This window comes from Mucilaginibacter sediminis (genome assembly GCF_051903035.1).
Lineage (GTDB): Bacteria > Bacteroidota > Bacteroidia > Sphingobacteriales > Sphingobacteriaceae > Mucilaginibacter.
Genome location: NZ_CP170602.1, coordinates 4029440 through 4050571, shown reverse-complemented (window position 1 = coordinate 4050571; position 21132 = coordinate 4029440). Strand labels below are relative to the sequence as shown.

Here is a 21132-nt window from a genome sequence, read left to right as displayed (position 1 = left end):
GCTAAAAGCAGAATGCACAAAGCTTAAAGCAGACTCATTGATTTTCTATTTGATAAAGAATATATATGAAATTAATTAACAGATCCTATAAATGAGCATAATCAATAATGAGTTTTACAGTAATACCAAACCGCGACATGTCAATTGAAAACGTATTTACACCATATATTTTAAGCGCGGATATTGGCGGTTCACATATAACGGCAGCAATATGTAATTATAAAACAAACAGGATTGTTGAACAAAGCCAGGTAAGGATTGATATTAACAGCCAGGGTTCGGCGGCAGATATTTTATTTGCCTGGAGCAATATATTAAAACAGGTTTTAGAAAGGGCCAATGTTCATATATCTGGTCTGTCGCTGGCGATGCCGGGGCCATTTGATTACCACAATGGAATCTCGTACATCAAAGGACTCAATAAATACGAATCTATCTACAGTATTAACATTAAATTTCACCTGGCCAACACATTACAAATACATCATAAACGCATTAAATTCCGGAACGATGCCGAAGCTACTGTTGCAGGAGAATGCATTGCAGGAGCGGGAAAGGGATATAAAAATGTGATAGGGGTTACCCTGGGGACTGGTTTTGGATCGGCACATTTTATTAATGGCGAAATCACTGATTTGAATTTGGGTAGTTTATCATTTAAGGAGACCATTGCAGATGATTATTTATCAACCCGGGGATTTGTAAAGCGATATCATGAACTATCTGGCAAATTAGTTAAAAACGTAAAGGAGCTTGCTTTTATAGCCGATATGGATGTGGTTGCTAAACAGGTATTTGAAGACTTTGCCGAAAACCTAAGTAGTTTTCTCGAACCTCATATCCTGGCCATATCTCCGCAATGTTTAATCCTATGCGGTAATATAACCCTTGCGTCCGACCTTTTTTTGCCGGCTTTAAAAAAACGGTTACCAAACACCACTATTGAACTTGCCCGGTTAGGGGAGTACGCGCCGCTTATAGGGGCTGCCAATTTGTTTAAGCCAGTTGAAAAAACCGTAGCTTCAGTTAAAAAATAAAAAACCAATGACCAATAAAGTGAAACATTGATGCGGTTCAAATTATACATATTATTCTTGAGCTTGCAGGCATGCAATCAGTTTGTTATAGCGCAACAGGGGCATTTACAGGGCGCAACAGCCGAGGGCTCTGTGTCTGAAGTTTGGGTAGCAGATCAGGGGAACGGCACTTATAAGAACCCCGTTTTGTACGCAGATTATTCAGATCCTGATGCTATACGGGTTGGAGATGATTATTACGTGGTTGCTTCAAGTTTTAATTGTATGCCGGGCCTGCCTGTTCTTCATTCTAAAGACCTGGTTAACTGGAAGCTGATCAATTACGCGTTAAAAAAGCAAGTTCCCGAAACTGTTTATGATAAGCCACAGCATGGCAAGGGCGTTTGGGCGCCCAGCATCCGTTTTCATAAGGGCGAGTTTTATATTTATTACCCCGATCCCGACTATGGCATTTACATGATTAAAACCAAAGACCCGGCGGGTGCCTGGAGTAAACCACTGTTGATTTTGCCGGGCAAGGGAATTATTGACCCCTGCCCGTTTTGGGACGATGATGGGAAGGCCTATTTGGCGGTAGCCTGGGCGGGTAGCCGCGCCGGTATTAACAGTTTGCTAACCATCTTTAGGCTAAATGCCGAAGGGACAAATGTCATGGATGATGGTAAACACGTTTACGATGGTCATGACAAGAATCCCACTATAGAAGGCCCTAAACTGTATAAACGTAATGGCTACTATTATTTACTGGCGCCGGCAGGCGGTGTAGCCACCGGATGGCAGCTTGCATTGCGGTCGAAATATATCTATGGGCCATATGAGGCTAAAATAGTGATTAACCAGGGCCGAACCGCGGTGAATGGTCCACACCAGGGTGCGCTGGTGCAGACACAAACCGGCGAGCCCTGGTTTATTCATTTCCAGGATAAAGGCACTTACGGCAGAATCCTCCACCTGGAACCGGTAAAATGGATCAATAACTGGCCGGTAATTGGTAAAGACGACGATGGTGATGGCATCGGAGAGCCCGTACTTACCTATAAAAAGCCAAATGTAGGTAAAACCTACCCGGTGATAACTCCGGCTGAAAGTGACGAGTTTAATGCAGATCGGCCTGGTTTACAATGGCAATGGCACGCTAATCCCAAAATACAATGGAGTGCATTAATCCCGGGTTCGGGCTATCTGCGGTTGTTTGCTTATCCAACAGAACCGGGTGTGGCTAACCTTTGGCCTGTGCCTAATCTGTTGTTGCAAAAATTTCCGGCTGCCGATTTTACGGCAACAACAAAGGTTAATTATAAAGTGGAATGGGATGTATGGCAAAGTAAAAAAGCAGGTTTACTTATTATGGGGAATGACTATGCCTATCTATCTGTTTCCAAAGATGAAAAAGGGTTTAAAATAAGCCAGGTAATTTGTAAAGAGGCATTAAACGGCAATACAGAACAGGTTGTGGCCGAAAATAGGATCAGTCAATCTGCTGTTTATCTCAGGGTTCATGTAAGTGCGCCTGATGCCCGATGTACTTTCAGTTACAGCGAGGATGGAGTCAATTTTAAAGAAATAGGAACATCATTTACGGCCCTGCCCGATAAATGGATAGGAGCAAAAGTAGGCCTGTTCTGTATTGGCAAACCGGATGTGCGCACGGGCGGATATGCCGATTTTGACTGGTTTAGGATAACACCATAAGCCCTTATTCAGGATGATTTTAAAAGTACATGGTGAGGTGAAAAGGAGCAACAAAATAAGAGCATTTTTGTGGATAGCTAAGATAGTTCCTTTGCTGCTGGCTATTTTTGTGTCAATTAGCTCCAAAGCCCAGGATAGTCCGACTCTGCATGTTTATCAATACAGCGTGAAGGTTGGTACCCGGACTGCCTTTTTATGGATACCACCGGATTGCAAACGGGTTAAAGGAGTAATAATATCCCTGGCCAACTTGCTTGAACGTAACTGGCTCGAGGATTCGTTGATACGCCGAACAGCGGCAGAGATAGGTTTAGGCATTATTTGGATTGGGCCGGGGCAACGGAACGACCAATCTTTAACTGCCGATATGAAGCCCGGCATGGAAATAGTTTTTCAGCAAATGATGGATAACCTGGCACAGGAGTCGGGCTATTATGAATTGAAAAATGCGCCGGTAATACCAATGGGGCATTCGGCCAACGGGCATTTTGCCTGGACCTTTGCAAATGCCTTGCCCGAACGAACAATAGTATGCATCCCCGTAAAAACTATTCCCTTACCTGATTCCCTGAAATTTAAAAACATTCCGCTTTGTTACATCGTGGGCGAAACTACCGAATGGCCTCAATACCGGGTACCCGACCCGGCCACCCAGCCGGGCGACCGGGACTTTTACTGGCCGGTAGTAAAGCAAACTGCATTAGCTTTACGTGCCCGTGATACCGGTAACCTGGTTAGTGTAGTGGTAGATCCCGGCGGAGGGCATTTCGATTGGTCTGCCCACCTGGCAAAATTTATTGCATTGTATATCAGTAAAGCATGCCTGTACCGTTTGCCCGAACAAGGGCAAACGGTTTTAAAACCCGTTGAAAGATCATCGGGCTGGTTAACCGGTGCCGGCGGCATGGAAAAAGAGGTGTTTTTACCTGCTCCTTATAGCGCATTTAAAGGCGGAAACGCCAATGGCTATTGGTTTTTTGACCAGGAAACGGCGGTAGCAGCCATGAAATTTGAGGGTGACCGCGCAAAGCGCAAACGGCAAATGCTTACGTTTATACAGGATGGCCGGTTATTACCGGTAGCCAAATTGGGTTATGCCGATTTGAAGTTTGAACCGGAAAAAGATGGTGTTTCTTTCCGGCTAAAAGGAGGTTTTTTACCGGAAATGCCACCAGAACTTATTGGCGCAGGCCAAAAGCTGGGTCACGCATCGGGGGCAATTAATTTCAGGGTGATTTCTGGCCCGGCGGTACAAATCGGGCCATCGTTATTCAGGTTACAGTTTGATAGGATGGGAATGGGCGGCGAGCTTTGGATACAGGAAGAAAATGCCGGCGATGCGGCATATCGCCACGCTGTACAACCCGGCAAAATGACGATACCTGCTAAACTAACAATTGGGAAGCCCCAGGCAATAACCTTTCAGAAAATACAAGATGTTATATATGGCACGAAAGAATTGGCTTTACATGCCACCTCAGATTCGGGATTGCCTGTGGGTTATTATATTATTTCGGGGCCGGCATACGTGGAAAACGGTATAGTTAAGTTCACGCCTGTTCCGCTCAAAAGTAAATACCCGGTAAAAGTAAACATCGTGGCCTATCAGTGGGGGAGGATAACAGGGCCTTTGTGGCAATCTGCTACACCGGTTGAACAAACCTTTTATATATCCAGGTGACGTTACTTTGCCCAAAATCGAGAAATGAACTTTTTTAGGTATTAAAAGCAACAGAGGAATTAACTATCATAAAGAAACTATGAATTATATCAAAGGGTTATGCTTACTATTATGCAGTTTTTTATCAGTATGCTTATCCGGACAGTTACAGGCGCAATCATTCATTCATCCGGGACTGCTGCAAAATGCGCAGGATATAGCGCGGATGAAAGCGGCTATACTGGCGAAGCAAGAACCCGTATATAGCGGTTTCCTGGTTTTTCAGGCCCATTCTCAGTCGCAAAATACCTATCATATGCAGGGCCCTATGGAGATGGTAGGCAGAAATCCAACAGTTGGGCAGGGTATATATGACGCTGATGCTAACGCTGCTTATCAGAATGCATTGATATGGGCGCTTACCGGCACGCAATTATATGCTGATAAAGCCATCGAAATAGTTAACGCCTGGTCATCAACATTAAAATCAATAACCGGGCGGGACGCTGTGTTAATGGCCGGCCTTGGGCCCTTCAAAATGGTGAACGCTGCCGAGATACTGCGGTATACCCACTCGGGCTGGTCGGCGGCGGATATTGAAAGAACAGAGAGCCATTTCAGGGAAGTGATTTACCCGGTTATCAAAGATTTCGCGCCATTTGCCAACGGCAACTGGGATTCTGCAGCTATGAAAACCATGATGGCGATTGGTGTTTTTTGCAATGACCGCCCCATATTTGAGCGGGCTTTACACTATTATATTAATGGCGCGGGCGATGGCAGCCTGCTTAATTATATTATTAATGAAACCGGGCAGTGCCAGGAAAGCGGGCGCGACCAAAGCCACACCCAACTGGGCATAGCGCATCTGGGCGATTGTGCTGAAATGGGATGGCACCAGGGATTAAACCTGTATGCATATGCCGATAATCGCTTACTAAAGGGGTTTGAATATACAGCTAAATTTAACCTGGGCCAGGATGTGCCTTATGTGCCTGCAATGGACATGACCGGTAAATATTGGCACCAGCGCATCTCGGTTGAAGGGAGGGGAAGGCTAAGGGCTGTATATGAGCAAATTTATAACCATTATGTTAATCGCATGGGCTTAGCCGCGCCTTATACCCAGGCGGCAGCTGAAAAAATCAGGCCCGAACAACAGGGGCTCCCGGGTGCCGATCATGTAGGGTTTGGAACATTGCTTTACTCCAGGACGGCAGGTAGTGATGATATAAATACTATTCCCGCTGCCCCGGCAGGGTTATTGGCCCAAACAACATCAACAAATGGCAATACAATTAGCTGGGTGGCCTGCAGGGGAGCAAATTATTATACCTTAAAAAGATCAGAACAGAAAAACGGGCCTTATACGGTTTTAGCCGGCAATATCACTGGTTTGTTATACCGGGATACAAAGGCGCTGCAGGGACGAACTTATTATTATACCGTGTCTGCTTCTGATAAATCGGGCGGGAGTGCGAACGCGTACCCGGTTAGTATTACAACTGGTTTTCCAATCAAATGGAAAGCGGCGGATATTGGAAGTAATGGCGAACCGAAAGGTTCGGCGGTATTTGATGGCCGGCAATTTACTATAACATCCGGGGGAATGGGTATCGATAGTGTGCAGAACCAGTTTAAGTTTATATATACAACTTTAAAACCTAACGGAACTATCACAGCCCGGTATGTGCCGCAGGTTAGTTCACAATTTTCCGGTTTTGGTCTGGCCATCCGCGAAGGACTGGAAGATAGTGATATACAGGCAGCTTTGATAGTAAAGCCGGAGCTTAATGGGCAGCCCGAATCACCAGGCTGGCATACAAAACTCTTTTTTCGCAATGTTAAGGATGGTATTATAAAAGATATCGCGTCGGGCCCTGTATTGTCCGAACCGGTTGTTATTTTCAGCCGCCTTACCGGTTATTACTGGCTCCGGTTGCAACGAAAGGGAGCAATAATTTCTGCTTATTCATCTGTTGATGGGAAAAACTGGGCAAAAATTGGCTCAATAAACAGGCAGGTAAAAAAGAATGCGCTGGTTGGTTTAGTTGTTTCGTCCGGTTTAGCATCTGTCCCTACTGTAGTCAAATTCGATCAGGTTACGGTTTATTAGGCGGCAACAATGTAAACCCAGATTTATTAAGACAAGTCACAAAAATAATTTATCATATGTCCTCTTCTTCCTCGCTCACCGCGTTTAAAACCACCTCCGCCTGTTTAAAATTCGTTTTTACAAAATGGCACCAGTCGCATTCCTTTTTGCCGCAGCCGGTGCTGAATTCGTGGGCCATAATTTTTGCGTAGGTATCGGTGATCTGTTCCGTTACCATTTCAATATCTGCCGGGCTAATCACGTATTTTTCCCGGTAATATTCGCCTTCGCTTACGGGCTCTACAAAATCAAAAATGGTGTCGATAACTTCCCAGTCGTTGGTGCGGTCATGGTCGACCAAAATTTTGTAAAATACGCCCTGGCGCCAGTAATCGCCGCCCATGGGGGCATCAAATGTAGGCCGCAACAGTTTGTCTTTGGCGTTCCGTACTTTCCCTGTTTTATAATCAACTACGGTAACGTTTTTACCGTCGAACTCCATTTTATCCAGGTTACCTTTAATGGGTACACCGTTTATCTCGATGTTTTTAATCGATTTTTCGGTTACGGCTATTTTGTTCCAACCGCCTACGTTTTGTTCATAATAAGGCGGCAATATCTTCTCGCCGTAGGCCAGGCGTAGCTTATATTCATCTTTGGTGAACGAATCGCGGTTGCGGGCCATATACCATTTAAATTCGTTCATAAATTGCTCGGTCGACAGGAACTCGTTTTCGTTTTCCTTTAACAGGCGATATGTTTTATTCAGTGCCCAGTGTACCGCCTGCCCAAACGTAGCCGACGGACTTTTGCCCGATGGCACCCGGATTAAACACTGAAAATAAAACCGCAGCGGGCAGTCAAGGTAGTTGTTTAAATGCGTTACCGATAGGGTGTAGCTTTGCAGCAGTTGATTAATGTAGTTTTTATCCAGCAATTCCACCTTTGGTTTTTCCACCTCGCTAAACTGGGTGGCAATAAAATCAACCATGGTATCAGCGGGCACCTTGGGGTATTGCAGTTGGGTATCGGTACTGGCTAAAATTTCGCCTATAAACTGGCTTGCTTCCTGGTCTTTGCCTTTTTTATCCTTGCCGGCGTATGATATCATGAGGCATTGTTTGGCACGGGTAACCGCCACATAAAACAGGCGACGGGCCTCTTCCTTCTGGGCAGTATCGTCAGATACCGCGCGGGTAAGGGTATCTGGCAGGCTAAAGCCGCTGTTTCGGCCCTTGCTGTCCCAGGTACGTTTATCGCAACCTATGAAAAATACATACTCAAACTCCAGTCCTTTGGAGCCGTGGGCTGTTAAAAAGTTAACGCCGTTATCACTGAAGATCACTTTGTTCAAATCAAGCCGGATACCGTTCTTTTTCATCAGATCGATGGTGGCTATCAGGTCGGATAGTTTGATATCGGGATTCTTACGGCTTTCGTCCTTTAAAAAATCGAAGAAACTGGTGAGCATCTGCATATAGCCACCTTTATCCTCTTGCAGCATAATATATTTCAGGATGCCCATTTTGGCAATCACATCCTGGAAAAACGCCTGCAGCGTTGAATTTACGGCCGATTTAAGCAAATCATCAATGTTGTTCATGAGATACCTCATCTCCATGTACTTATCCGGCGCAAACAGATCCGGCTGGGCAGGTGGGCGCAGCTCGCTGATGTAGCGGCGGATGGATGTTTTAACCTTATCGCGGCTATTGGCAGCAAAGTTTTCCTGCGATACCGCTATGCTGGCCTTGGCAATTTCTATGGGTGCAATGTTAAAAAAATCGTAGTGCAGTATCTCAAACAGCAACTCATCGCCGCTATAAGGCGAATCCAATTCCTGCATCAGGTAGCGCATAATGTTGATGATCTTTTCGCCGAAGGGTTGGGTCAGGATATCTATTTTACGCCTGGTGTTCACCGCTATTTTTTTCACCTCCAGGTATTGGATCATTTCCTCTACCTGGCTGTGGTTGCGGTAAATTACGGCTATCTCGCCGGGCTCGGTGCCCTTGTCAATCAACTGTTTTATTTGTGCCGATACATCTACCAGTTCCTGGTCGGGGTTTTCGTACTCGCGAATCAGCGGCTCAATTGCCATGTCCGTGAAGCGCGGATGGGAGGCCTGCAAATCCTTATCCAGTTTAAGCTGCTTGGTTAAACGCTCCTGGTTGTTGTCAATCAGCGCTTTGGAGATATCAAGTATGTGCTGGTTCGACCGGTAGTTATGCTTCAGCACCACCGTTTTAAGGGTGCTCACATAATCGCTTGCAAAATCAAGTATGTTGCTCATGTTGGCACCCTGGAACTTGAAGATCGACTGATCATCATCGCCAACCACAAACACGTTGGGCACATCCCAGTAGTTCAGCAAAAAGCGCAGCAACTCGTTTTGCGATCCGCTGGTATCCTGGAACTCATCTACCAAAATATACTGGTAGCGCTCCTGGTATTTGCGTAATATCTCTTCGTTATCACGGAAAGCATGCAGCACCCAAATGATCATGTCGTCATAATCATAACGGCCCTTGGCTTTCATTTTAACATCGTAGTTCTGGTACTCACGCACGGCGGCAACCAGTTTTTTCATCAGGTCATGCGCGGCATCAATATCCTTTTGTTTGGGGTCGCCTACCTTAATACCGGTTTTGGAGTTGGCACGTTTGTAAACAAACTCTTCGCGGTTTGGGATATCGTCCAGGTACTCCTGCACGGCTGTCTCGATCATAACCGCATCCCAGTTCTCGCGTTTCATGATGCTGAACAGGTCTTTCAGGCGTTTGGTATCGTAATATACATCGCCGGTAAAACGTTTCAGCAGATGGTCGTTATCAAACTCATCCACCAATTCGCGAAACAGCATGGCCGATTCCAGGTCCGACAGTGATTCCAGGTTTAGCTTGCCAAAATACTCCAGGTTTTCCTGGATGATCTCGTTACAAAAGGCATGGAAGGTGTAGATGTTGATGCGATATGCATCGGGTCCTATAAACTCAAACAAGCGCTTACGCATGGCCACGGCACCGGCATCGGTATAGGTTAGGCAAAGGATCTCATTGGGCAGGGCATCGGTATCGGTTAATATTTTGCCAATCCGCGCCGCCAGTATCTGCGTTTTGCCGGTACCCGGTCCGGCTACTACCAGTACCGGCCCGTCCATTTTATTTACGGCAGCCAATTGCTCGGGGTTTAGCCCGGCTAAGGCAGATTGAAATTTATCGTTGTATTTGTTGAAGTTGGATTGCATAAGCCCTCTTTAAATCTCCACTTGAAGAGAAGATTTGTTTCGTTTTTCAAAATTAAACTTATTTTGATCTTAAATTCCATATTCCCAATGCCTGAGTTTTATTAAATTTGTGAAAAGGCTAATTATATGTGCACATCTCAAATACGGAAACAACTGCATGAATATATTGAAACCGCAGAGGACGATAAATTAAGAGCGATATATACCTTGCTGCAAAATGGAATCTCCGATAGCTACGAACTCACCAAAGATCAGAGGGATGAATTAGACAGGAGATACCATGACCATCAAAATGGAGTCGGTCAATCTTTTACCTGGGATGAGACTTTGGCTATGGCAAAGCAAGCATTAGTAAAATAGCCGCCTTTTGTTAATGAATTATGATCTGAAGATCCGCCAGGAGGCCTCAAAAGAATTTTCAAATGCATTTGTATGGTATGAAGAACAACAACAAGGGCTTGGAGTAGTTTTTGCTAATGCTGTTCAACGGAAACTAAATCAGATCGGTAAATCGTTTATACCATAGACGATGAATTGAAGGAAATTACTGTAATGGAGATATTTCATACAAGCCGTAATCCAAGTAAGAAATTTCGAAAATAGTCTTTTGGCGTTACCTATGGTCCGGTATGCTCATATGCCTTCAGGCATTACGCTCGTCGGCCGGTATTCGCGCCCATCCCTAACGTTGAGAACCTCACTATCTAAAATTTGCTTTCAAAATAATAAACCTCATATTTAACACAGATATTATTAATGATGGAACTACCCTATACCGGCCGCACAATTGTTGAAGAAAATTTCGATTCAGTTACATTCGCTATTCCTGTGAAGCGGAATTATTTTCTTACCATATTTTTATGTTTTTGGCTTTGCGGGTGGGTTGCCGGCGAATTTTTTGCGTTGAGTAACCTGCTTGGATTAGGCGGCGGCGCACCCCAATTATTTTTATTAGTATGGGTGGCTGGCTGGACGGTTGGCGGAGCCTTTGTCATAAAAACGCTGTTATGGCAAATTACGGGGAAAGAAATTATAGAGGTAGGCAAAGGCGTACTTATTATTAACAGGCAAGGGGAATGGTTTAAAAAGGCAAAAACATACGATTTAAATGAATGTAGAGCTTTTAGAGTGAAAGAGGATGCATTGTTTAACAACTTTGGAATGATTGGCGGGCGGAGCCCATTTAGAGGCAACGCAACATCTGGGACCATCAATTTTGACTATGGGTTGAAAACAATAAAATTTGGAGAAGCCATTGATGAAGCTGAAGCAAAACACCTGCTAAATATCCTGCGGAATAAAAAACTGTTGAGTGATAGTAATTTTAATTGAGCTGGTAAAACAACAAGTAAATCCAATTTCTTAAGTATTCTACAAAGGGCTGTGTTATACAACAAAGCGAAACAGCCCGTTTTCATTGGCAGACAAATAGCATTTACTCCCCGCTGGTGCTGTCGTTAGTGGCAATGATGGCGAGGGCGGCTCTCTTACTACAACCCTATCCCCGCCCCCGTAGGGAAAAACATATTAACACTCACCGGCAATTTACCGGTAGGCCTCAATGTTCCCACCAATACTTTCACTACTGATTTTTGCAGTTCGGGGCTGTTTTGGTAGCATACCATCAGAGCGTTGCTTTTTTCGATACCGGGCAGGCCGGCTATGGTGTAGGCATTGGCAAAAACGCTGATCACCGTATTAGGCCGACCGGCTAGGTCGGCTATCATCAATTTTACGTCGCTACTGTAGTCCAGCTTGCTTTGGGGCCTAAGGCGGGTATCATGTACACCAACTATTACCTGCTGGTACTGGCTTAACAACGAAAGTATATTTTTAAGGCCGATAGCCGGGGTGTTTTTATCAACCATAAATAGCTTGCAATTGGGGAAACTTTTGGCGGCCTCTTGCTGAAACAAGGTTGGCGAGGATACACCAATACTCACAATGGCGGTTTTTAAAAATGGGTTAAGCTTAAGGGTTGATGCATCACCTTTCAATACGGTTACAGCGGCATCACTTAATTGCTGTACCAGTTCTTTTTGCGCAGGGCTGTTAATTTCAGCGCTGAAATTAGCAGGTGCCGCTGCCTGGTATTGATTAAGCCCGGCCCAGTATTTGGCAGCAAGTACTTTTTTAACCTTGATTTCAAACTCGGCTTTACTGATGGCACCGTGACGCAATGCTTTGCGGATAAGATTAATTGCACGATCGGAATTTTCAGATAGCTCAATAACGTCCATACCGGCAATAAATGCCTTTACATCAGCTTCGCCATTGGGAAAATATTTCACAACGCCTTTCATTTCCATGGCATCTGATACCACCAGGCCTTTAAACTTCAGCGAATCTTTTAAAATACCGGTAATGATGGGGCGCGATAAGGTAGACGGCAAATGGGTGGTAGTATCCAATGCCGGGATGCTCATATGAGCAATCATCACCCCGCTGATGCCGGCGGCAATAGCCTCGCGAAAGGGGTATTCTTCCAACGAATCCAGCCGGGCACGGCTATAAGGCAACAGGGGTAAATCGAAATGCGAATCGACATTGGTATCGCCATGGCCGGGGAAGTGTTTGGCGGCGGTTAGCAAACCGGCATCCTGCATACCTGTAAAATAGGCTATACCCTTTTTGGCTACGTTATATTTATTATCGCCAAATGAGCGGTAATTGATCACGGGGTTATTAGGGTTATTGTTTACATCCATATCGGGCGCCAAATTAAAATGAGCGCCTATGCGTTTAAAATCGGCGGCCACCTGGCGCCCCATTTTGTATATCAGTGTATTATCCTGTATGGCGCCAAGCGTCATTTGGTATGGGTATGATACAGTCGAATCCAGGCGCATGCCCAGGCCCCATTCGCCGTCCATAGCTATCAGCAAAGGAATTTTTGCCAGTTTTTGATATTGGTTAACCAGGTTTAGCTGCCGGCCCGGGCCGCCTTGAAAAAATACCAGGCCGCCAATTTGCTGATCCTTGATCACCTTACCTACCGAATCGGCATAGGCCTGCCCCTTATTGGTGTGTGCCCGCACGAATAATAATTGTGCAATACGGTGCTTACGGCTCAGTTTATGATAAACAGAATCCACCCAATGGTTTTGCGTATTGAGGCTTTGTATATAGCTTTCTTTTTGCGCGAAAGCGCTTATAACGATAAAATTAAGGGAGATTATGAATGCGAAACGATGGCTGGTTTTCAATTTTGGCATGTTCAAATGTAAACAGGAAACACCAATTGTTACTAATTAAATCGAATTTTGAAACACGAATTACTGCTAATTAAAGCGAATTGCACGAATTGATAGTGGCATAGACAAGGCCTGCCCGCGGGTTGGTGTAATTAGAAAAATTCCGCGGCATTAGTGTGCACATTAAACCTTTGCGATATTTTTTAATCTATGGCTATATAAAAACACACTAACATGAAGAAGATTATTTTTTTTGCCATCTGCCTGTTTGCAGTATATGACGCCAGCGCACAAGGATATTACGGCCCGCCACGCCGCAGGCCCCGTTACCGCCAAGAACGCCGCGAACGCCCGCGCCAAAGCCAGGACGATTTTTATCGCATAAAAGTTGGCCTAGCCGGCGGCTTAAATATTTCAAACACCATTGATGCCGATAACTCCAACTTCAGCACCAATTCTATCGCCGGTTTTAACGGAGGTTTAACTTTGGATATTCCTATCGCTTACCCAATATCATTTGCTCCCGAAGTTTTGTATTCGGGCAAGGGTTATACAGCCAATACCGATTACGGGAAGTTTACGCAACGCACCAATTACATTGATGTACCATTGTTGTTAAAGGTTAAGCTGGCACCGCAATTCAACTTTTTGGTAGGCCCATCCATTAACTTTTTGGTATCAACCAAAAATACTTATGAAACCGGTTTTATTACCGAGCAGGAGCAATACTATAACAACCGCGGCGACCATACCGACGTAAGCGGCGTTATTGGCCTTAGTGTTGATTTGAGCCGGAATATTGAGCTTAGGGGGCGCTACAATATCGACCTTACTACCAGTCGCCCGGATGATAACTCCTACCTGCCTAACTACCGCAACCAGGTTTGGCAAATTGGTTTAGGGTTTAAATTTCAATAAAGCTTGTTAAGCTTAAAGCCGAAGGCCTAAAGCTAAAAGCTATTGAACAAGAGCCATTCCGGGATTGCCGGGTGGTTCTTGTTATTTATCCTTCACAAATACTTTTTGAATATCTTGTTCAAACTGATCTTCTTCCTTGTAAAGTGCTTGCCGATAAGGTGCAAAATCTTTTACCAATTCATGGTAGTTAGTTAAACATTCATTTATCCGATTGATAATTTCTGGGATTTGATCCTCGCTTTTATCAAACCTGTACTTTTCAGGAATGGGCATGTCCTGCTGATATGCCGCCGAACCTGTTTTGCCAATAATCATACAGCACCGCATAATACAAGCCTCGCGCGGCATACGCTCTTTGCCGGGATGAAAGCCAAAATCGACATATAGTTTGGCTTTGTTCATCAGTGCGGCTACTTCGGCAGGTGTCATGTTCTTAATGGGCACCCATTTTATCGTTGGCGTAAGGGCAATAATCTTGTCTAAAAAAACGTCGTTTTTAATGGGGTTGTATATTACCAGGTTTTCTTTGGGCGTACCTTCATTTACCATATCAAAAAAAGCACTGTTCATGTAATCTGATATCCGACCAATCGGCTTTATACCATTTTCGGCCAGGTGCACCTGCGAAAAGTAAGAGTGGCTGATGTGCTGTACATCGTTGCGGCGTTTAAGCCTGCCGAATGAGGCGGTAGGATATTTGCCCAGGTAACTTTTTAGTTTAAAATGTTTTTTGTGCTGTAAACTTTGGGTGAGATTGTTTTGGGTAATATAATAGTTAACCACGCTAAGCCACCAGATAACTTTGCGCACTTGTTTATAACTATCGTCAAAAATGGGCAGCAGGTGCGTTTCGGGCAGTATGATGATATTTTGCGCACTGTTTTCGATGCTTTCGGTAACAGGTACGTTGTATTTTTCATAGTTTTTATGCACAATATCTACACTGCCGGGGGTTGAATAGTAATACATGAATGCATTAAAATCCAGGCGCTTTAGTTTTGCTCCCAACTGGTGCAATGCCTCGGGCCCCCCGGTGGCATATCCTGCCGGGCAAAAAATATAAATTTTGGTTGCGGGCAGGCAATTTATTTCGGTCAAATTCTTCGTCAAAACTGGCTTGTTGTTTTTGGCAATTTAAAATCCGGTGTAATCATTATTGTAACTCCCGCTTTATTGCAATACGGCATTATTTATATATCTACAACAAATCAACAAATACTATCCTGTATTTCTTTGTTATCTGAAAAAAAAATAAAAAACTTTTTTTAGTAAAAGTTGTATCACATTAACGAAAACGCACGTAATTGATTTAATCGCAATAAAAATTGTATTAAATACGATTTTTATTCGTTATATTACTAACAGCTACTTTTTTTACCGGAAAAACATATTACTGAATGATATCAATTATTATTTCATCCGTTAATAAAGCTAACCTACAGCAGGTAAGTGAAAATATCAATGCCACAATCGGAGTGCCGTTTGAAATTGTTGCTACCGATAACAGCAAAGGCCAAATGGGCATCTGTGAGGTATACAATAAGGGGATGATGCGTGCTCAATATGATATTTTATGTTTTATACACGAAGATGTATTGATAAAAACCAATAACTGGGGGCAAAAACTGTTGGCATTATTTGAGCAAGACCCCAAATTAGGTTTGGTTGGCATTGCGGGCAGCAGTTATAAACCGCTAACTCCTTCGGGGGTGGGCGGAATTGGGATAAATACTTATTATAGTAACCTTATCCAATCATATAAATATAAAAAAACAAAATCGAAACACGTTTATAGCAATCCCGATAACCAAAGCATTGCCGAAGTAGTGTGTATAGACGGCGTATTTATGGCAACAACAAAAGATGTTGCCGAAGAATTTATGTTTGATGAAATAACATTTAAAAAATTTCACGGTTACGACATTGATTTTTCGCTATCGGTAAGCCAAAAATACAAAGTGATGGTTACGTTTGATATTCTGCTGGATCATTTTTCGGAAGGTTTATACAACGACATCTGGATGATTGAGAACCTGAAATTGCATAATAAATGGAATAAGCACCTGCCCTTAACCGTATGCTCGTTTACACCAGAACAGATCGCCTATATAGAAAAGCGGACCTTTAAAAATTTTATCGATCAACTTATAAGCTTCAACTTCCCTATGAAAACAGCTTTGGGAATGCTGTGGAAAAATCAGAAATTTTTACGGCTTAATTTCAAGCTGTTTTTTAAACTTAAGTTTTATATCTTTAAAAAGTATGCTTCGGTTAGTACCACGCAGGCTTAGCGTGAATTAAATATCATATCCGTAGTTTTTAAATATAGGTCGCCAAAAATCAAGGTGTTTATCCCAGGCGTGGCATCCAAAAGGTATTTCATTATTATTGAGTTTTAGCGATTTGGCAGGCGCAAGTTCTATGGCAAATTTCAGCGCTTTTCTATAAGCAGGAATCTTGAGTATTTTGCGTTTCCGGTTTACTTCAATAGCCCAAAAAATATCTTCATTAAACTCATGCTCGGTGCGGGTTAGGTATTTATCCATTTTGTGGCGAAGACTGATACTCAGGTCATGAAATTTTTTTACTCTACGTAACGAAAAACCGCCATTGCCAACCTTAAACTCATATTGCATTGGCGATGGAAATCCATGTTTTTGAACATCAAAACGCGCATGATAATAAAACTGAATTTTTGATTTCACAGCTTTGATAAAATCGGGATATTCGGCTACCCTTATCCATGGGGCACCAATATAATCGTACCCCTGATTACACCAATAGCTTAACTTATCACTAAAAACAAACGCATCCAGCTGATGGATGAGCATAAACTCATAGGCTAAAAATTCTTTATAAAAAACATCAGAGAGCATTAGCGCGTTGTAGCCCTGCACATCTTTAAAATAGTTATCGTCAAAATTTATTACTGATGTAAAAGGAAAAGTCGCTGCGTGGCCGGTTAGTACAAGGCTGGCGGGTTTAATGGCGATAATGGGATAGCCCGACAATACCTTACCTATCTGCTCCAAAGCTATTTTCTCAAGCCCGGTTAAATTGTCTTTATAAAAAGGGATAACAACAACTACCTCCATATTTATTTTTATACTATAGCCTTTAACCGTTAAAGGCCTGCATGTCAATCAACCTTTTGTAAACGCCGCCGTTTTGCAAAAGCTCCTGATGGGTGCCTTGCTCAACAACAGTTCCTTTTTCAAGCACCAGTATTAAATCGGCATTTTGAATGGTGCTCAAACGGTGCGCGATGATTAATGAAGTGCGGTTTTTCATCAGGTTGTTCAGGGCATCCTGAACCAGCTTTTCCGATTCGGTATCTAAAGCAGATGTTGCTTCATCAAGCAGCATAATTGGCGGGTTGTTGAGTACCGCCCTGGCAATGCAAATTCGTTGTCGTTGCCCGCCGGATAATTTAGTCCCCCGGTCTCCGGTGTTGGTTTGGTAGCCCTTATCGGTTTCCATAATAAAATTATGGGCATTAGCTATCCGGGCTGCGGCTTCTACCTGTTGCTGGGTTGCGTTTGTTTTACCAAATGCAATGTTATTAAATATGGTATCATTAAAAAGGATGGATTCCTGGTTTACAATACCCATTAACGCTCTTAGCGATTCCATGGTTACAGCTTGTATATCCACGCCGTCAATAAATATTGCACCAGCCTGCGGTTCAATAAAACGGGGCAGCATATCCATCAATGTTGATTTACCACCGCCTGACGGCCCCACAAGGGCAACTGTTTTCCCTTTGGGTATTACCAGGTTTAGGTTTTTCAATACCCACTTATCTATGTCGTCCTTACCTGTTTCTGCGATATCGTTTGCGGCCTGTTTATCGTTATAGGCAAAAAACACATTTTCAAATTTAATACAGTCGGTAAAATCTTTTACTGCAACAGCGTTTGGGGCATCGTTTATTAAAGGCTTTTCATCAATAAGGGCAAGCACGCGTTCACCGGCAGCTATGCCCGAGTGGATATTGCTAAAAGAATCCGAAATCGCCTTTGCCGGGCGCATGATCTGCGAAAACATGGCGATGTATAATATAAAGTTCTCCGCAGTTAACGAGTCGTCATGGTTAATGATCAACGAACCTCCGTATAAAACAATGCCTGAAACCATTAACACACCTAAAAACTCTGATACCGGCGAGGCCATTTGTTGCCTTTTGGCCATAGACCTGGTTATTCTTGAATATTCCTGGTTTTCATGATCAAACCTCTTTTTAATAAACGAGGCTGCGTTAAATGCCTTGATGATCTTGATACCTGACAGCGCTTCATCAAGGTTACTGATCATATTGCTATATGTTTGCTGCGACTCTTTTGCCTGCTCCCTAAGCCGTTTTACTATGCGCGATATTACAAAGGCCGATACCGGAATGATGAGCATCGAAAACAAGGTTAACTTAACCGATACTACAAACAAGGTAACCAGATAAAACAAAAGCTGGAAAGGCTCTTTAAACGCCACCTGTAAAGTACCGGTAACCGAAAACTGCACCACCTGTACATCGGCAGATATTTTTGAAAGTATATCACCCTTGCGCTCGTTATTAAAATAGCCAAGGTGCAAATTCATTACGTTATCAAAAACTGTGCGGCGTAAATTAAGCAAGGTAAAAATGCGGAGGTTTTCCATAATACGCTGTGAAAAATACCTGAATACATTACTCAGTAATACTGATGATATAATGGCCGCGCAGATAAATTCAAGTGCGCCTAAAGTGCCGAACCGCTGATTTGCTAATTGAGCGAAATAGGATAGGTCATTTATAGGGTTCCACCAATTTGCAGGCTGCACCAGCGCTTTTCCGGCCGATCCGGGATTAAAGATTGCCTTTAATAGTGGTGCTAACAACACATAATTTAAGGTGTTAAATACTATAGATAGCAGTGTTAAAATAAAGTATGGTACGGCAAATTTTCCAATCGGCCTGGCAAAAGAAAGAAGCCTGAAATAGATTTTCATTTTTTATATTAAAGTGCAAAACTATGCAAAATTAGCCATGTGAAGGCATTGAATACTTCTGGGCCTTAAGGCAACGCTTAATAAAGGCGCCAAATAGGTTGCCGGTTATGCATCATTGCCAGCAAACTAAAACGCAAATACAGTTATTTATTATGAAGGCAATTGTGGTACAATTGCAAATATTGCTGCGCGGTTTTGTCCCAGTTATATTTATTAGCATGTAATATAGCTTTAGCGGCCTGCCCGCCATTACTAAAATGATGCATTCCATTATTAAAGGAAGTCTGCATATCGTCCGGGTCAAAAGTGTTAAAGTAGTAAGCGGCATCGCCGGCGACTTCTGGCAACGATGTTGACGTTGAGGCAAACACCGGTTTGCCAAAATGCATAGCTTCGATAACCGGTAAACCAAATCCTTCGGCAATGGAAGGAAAAACAAAAGCCTCACAATTTTCATAATACCAGGCGCGGTCGTTTTCAGAAATTGGGCCGGTAAGCTTAACTCTTTCTTCTACGCCAAACTTTTTTGCATTTGCTATGATAACATCTTTATAGGGGGTTAATATGCCTGATATAATCAATTCGTAATCGTTACCCGCAAGCAACGCCGGCAATACATGAAAGTTTTTTTTTTCAGCAACTATACCTATCGAAAACAAAAACGGCTTTTGGGGTTTAAACGCAGGTTGATGACCAGGCGGTACCTCCAGTTTATCGGCACCGTTATAGATCACACTTATCTTGTCGGCAACATCAGGGAAATACGTTAATACATCGTTGGCCGCGAAATTAGATATGGTAATAATTTTTTCACAAGGGTATATCCGTTCACCTAATTTTTTTAAATAAAGTTTTAATTGTTTAGCTGTTTGGTTTTCATGTACCTGATTTATATCATGTATAGTCATGATCTTTTTTCCCGATTTAACCTTCTTCGGCTTTAACCTTGAATGCTGATCTGTAAAGTGAAACAGGTTTATATTCTTGTTATTGACATAAAAAAACTTGTTGTATTTTTTAAAATATTCTTTTTTTACATCAACTGCGTCAAATTCTGATGTATTGGGGTGCAAAAAAAAATGCAGGTCAAACTGCCCGTCATTTTTCCGAAGGAGCGCTTCTCCTAAGCTTCTACCAAAGTAATACAAGCCTGTGTTTGGGTAACGCATGGAATCCAGCGTAACTAATATTTTGGAGGTGCTCATTTTTTCCATAATTTAATTTGCTCATTAATTATTTCTGCAGATATAGGTTTTATATCAACTGTTCCGCTTTCCATAAATTCAGCTTTCTTACCCAATGGCGCCCAGCGCCCAGGATGAATCGGCCTTACCGAGGGGAACAAACCAAGGGTATTTATCCCCGCCATAGCTGCTATGTGCAGGGGGCCTGTACCCGAGGCTATCAATCCATCTGCCTGGCTGATAAAACTAATAAGTTGCGGCAAACTGAATTTTCCGGTCATATCAACTACTGCACCGGGCAGGGTTGTAATCCAATCGGTCAGTAATATTTTTTCTTTATCAGATCCGGTTATAATAATATTAAATATATCCGAAGGGAGGGTATCGATAAGCTCCGCGTAGTTATCAAGGCCCCACTCCATACCGCTGCCGTGCGATTTTGGGTGGATGATGAGGTTAAACTTATCGCCGGATAGTTTACCGGCCAAGTCTGGCGGAAGTAGCGCCCTGCTTTCAAAACTAATATGTTCAATAATATCCTGCAACGATGGTACAGATGCCAGGCCTAAAGGTTTTAATAAAATAAGATTGAGCTGTGCCTCATGCAGATCTGATTTTTTACGGCTCAGTTTTACCAGCTTATTACAGGTAAACCAATGAAAAACGCGGTTTGTGGTGCCTATACGTAATTTAATGCCAGCAGCCCTGGCTATTTGAGCCACATGCTTATTAGGAAAAACGTGAATAATAATGTCTATTTTTTTTTCTTTCAGATAGTTAATTTGCTCTGTTTGGGATAGTTTCTTTATCTCATCATAATTAATAAAAAGATCAACCGCTGCACAGGTATTTATAACAGGCTGGGTATAAGTGCGTCCTAAAAACGAAACCACAGCTCCCGGTAACATCTCTTTAATATAAGCAGCCATGGGCAATGTAAGCACCACATCGCCGATAGCATCTGTACGGTTTATTAATATGTGTTGTATTTTTGTTTTGAGGGGCTGGGGCATTGTTGCAAACGTTGAATATGCTATGGGGCCGAATACCGTATTTATTCTTTCTTTACTCAGAACTTAAAACTCAACACAGACCGCACAAGTGCAATAATAAAGATTA

15 protein-coding genes are annotated in these 21132 nt (G+C 43.1%); 8 read left to right on the top strand and 7 right to left on the bottom strand.

Annotated features, from left to right (window positions below):
* Window positions 1–107 precede the first annotated feature (107 nt).
* The 4 genes from ACFGVS_RS16485 (at window position 108) to ACFGVS_RS16470 (ending at window position 6505) form a co-directional block, all read left to right on the top strand.
* Complete coding sequence (locus ACFGVS_RS16485) at window positions 108–1037, top strand: ROK family protein (protein WP_439694769.1); 930 nt, start codon at window positions 108–110, stop codon at window positions 1035–1037.
* 57 nt (window positions 1038–1094) lie between these two features.
* Window positions 1095–2729 carry a glycoside hydrolase family 43 protein gene (locus tag ACFGVS_RS16480; RefSeq protein ID WP_439694768.1) on the top strand — a complete coding sequence of 545 codons (1635 nt, stop codon included), beginning with the start codon at window positions 1095–1097 and terminating at the stop codon, window positions 2727–2729.
* Between the two features lie 13 nt (window positions 2730–2742).
* Window positions 2743–4410: a hypothetical protein gene (locus tag ACFGVS_RS16475; protein ID WP_439694767.1), complete on the top strand. Its 1668-nt coding sequence runs from the start codon at window positions 2743–2745 to the stop codon at window positions 4408–4410.
* Between the two features lie 79 nt (window positions 4411–4489).
* A complete protein-coding gene (locus ACFGVS_RS16470; protein ID WP_439694766.1) occupies window positions 4490–6505 on the top strand; it encodes an alginate lyase family protein in 2016 nt (671 codons plus the stop codon).
* 52 nt (window positions 6506–6557) lie between these two features.
* Here the strand turns inward: ACFGVS_RS16470 and ACFGVS_RS16465 are convergent, their stop codons facing one another.
* A complete protein-coding gene (locus tag ACFGVS_RS16465; RefSeq protein ID WP_439694765.1) occupies window positions 6558–9731 on the bottom strand; it encodes an ATP-dependent helicase in 3174 nt (1057 codons plus the stop codon).
* 126 nt (window positions 9732–9857) lie between these two features.
* Here ACFGVS_RS16465 and ACFGVS_RS16460 point away from each other — a divergent pair, with 126 nt between their 5' ends.
* Window positions 9858–10091, top strand: coding sequence for an addiction module protein (locus ACFGVS_RS16460; RefSeq protein WP_439694764.1), 234 nt, complete (start codon window positions 9858–9860; stop codon window positions 10089–10091).
* A gap of 543 nt (window positions 10092–10634) precedes the next feature.
* On the top strand, window positions 10635–11063 hold the full coding sequence (locus tag ACFGVS_RS16455; protein WP_439694763.1) for a hypothetical protein: 429 nt from the start codon (window positions 10635–10637) through the stop codon (window positions 11061–11063).
* 158 nt (window positions 11064–11221) lie between these two features.
* Here ACFGVS_RS16455 and ACFGVS_RS16450 read toward each other — a convergent pair whose 3' ends face one another.
* Complete coding sequence (locus ACFGVS_RS16450) at window positions 11222–12946, bottom strand: glycoside hydrolase family 3 protein (RefSeq protein ID WP_439694762.1); 1725 nt, start codon at window positions 12944–12946, stop codon at window positions 11222–11224.
* A gap of 213 nt (window positions 12947–13159) precedes the next feature.
* On the opposite strand from ACFGVS_RS16450, the gene ACFGVS_RS16445 reads away from it, so the two are divergent.
* The gene (locus tag ACFGVS_RS16445; protein WP_439694761.1) at window positions 13160–13843 is read left to right on the top strand and encodes a porin family protein; all 684 of its coding nucleotides are present in this window, start codon (window positions 13160–13162) and stop codon (window positions 13841–13843) included.
* Between the two features lie 81 nt (window positions 13844–13924).
* On the opposite strand, the gene ACFGVS_RS16440 is transcribed toward ACFGVS_RS16445, so the two are convergent.
* Window positions 13925–14953 (bottom strand): hypothetical protein, encoded by a 1029-nt coding sequence (locus ACFGVS_RS16440; protein WP_439694760.1) that lies wholly within the window; start codon window positions 14951–14953, stop codon window positions 13925–13927.
* Between the two features lie 287 nt (window positions 14954–15240).
* Here ACFGVS_RS16440 and ACFGVS_RS16435 point away from each other — a divergent pair, with 287 nt between their 5' ends.
* Complete coding sequence (locus ACFGVS_RS16435) at window positions 15241–16134, top strand: glycosyltransferase (protein ID WP_090641142.1); 894 nt, start codon at window positions 15241–15243, stop codon at window positions 16132–16134.
* A 6-nt stretch (window positions 16135–16140) separates the two neighbouring features.
* Here ACFGVS_RS16435 and ACFGVS_RS16430 read toward each other — a convergent pair whose 3' ends face one another.
* The 4 genes from ACFGVS_RS16430 to ACFGVS_RS16415 all read right to left on the bottom strand — a co-directional run bounded on the left by ACFGVS_RS16430 (window position 16141) and on the right by ACFGVS_RS16415 (window position 21026).
* Window positions 16141–16938, bottom strand: a complete 798-nt coding sequence (locus tag ACFGVS_RS16430) for a DUF5672 family protein (RefSeq protein ID WP_143065356.1) — start codon at window positions 16936–16938, stop codon at window positions 16141–16143.
* A 22-nt stretch (window positions 16939–16960) separates the two neighbouring features.
* Window positions 16961–18829 carry an ABC transporter ATP-binding protein gene (locus ACFGVS_RS16425; protein ID WP_439694759.1) on the bottom strand — a complete coding sequence of 623 codons (1869 nt, stop codon included), beginning with the start codon at window positions 18827–18829 and terminating at the stop codon, window positions 16961–16963.
* Window positions 18830–18972: 143 nt separating this feature from the next.
* Window positions 18973–20034, bottom strand: a complete 1062-nt coding sequence (locus tag ACFGVS_RS16420) for a glycosyltransferase family 4 protein (protein WP_439694758.1) — start codon at window positions 20032–20034, stop codon at window positions 18973–18975.
* Window positions 20031–21026 carry a glycosyltransferase family 9 protein gene (locus ACFGVS_RS16415; protein WP_439694757.1) on the bottom strand — a complete coding sequence of 332 codons (996 nt, stop codon included), beginning with the start codon at window positions 21024–21026 and terminating at the stop codon, window positions 20031–20033. The genes ACFGVS_RS16420 and ACFGVS_RS16415 overlap by 4 nt, the downstream gene beginning before the upstream one ends.
* Between the last annotated feature and the right edge of the window lie 106 nt (window positions 21027–21132).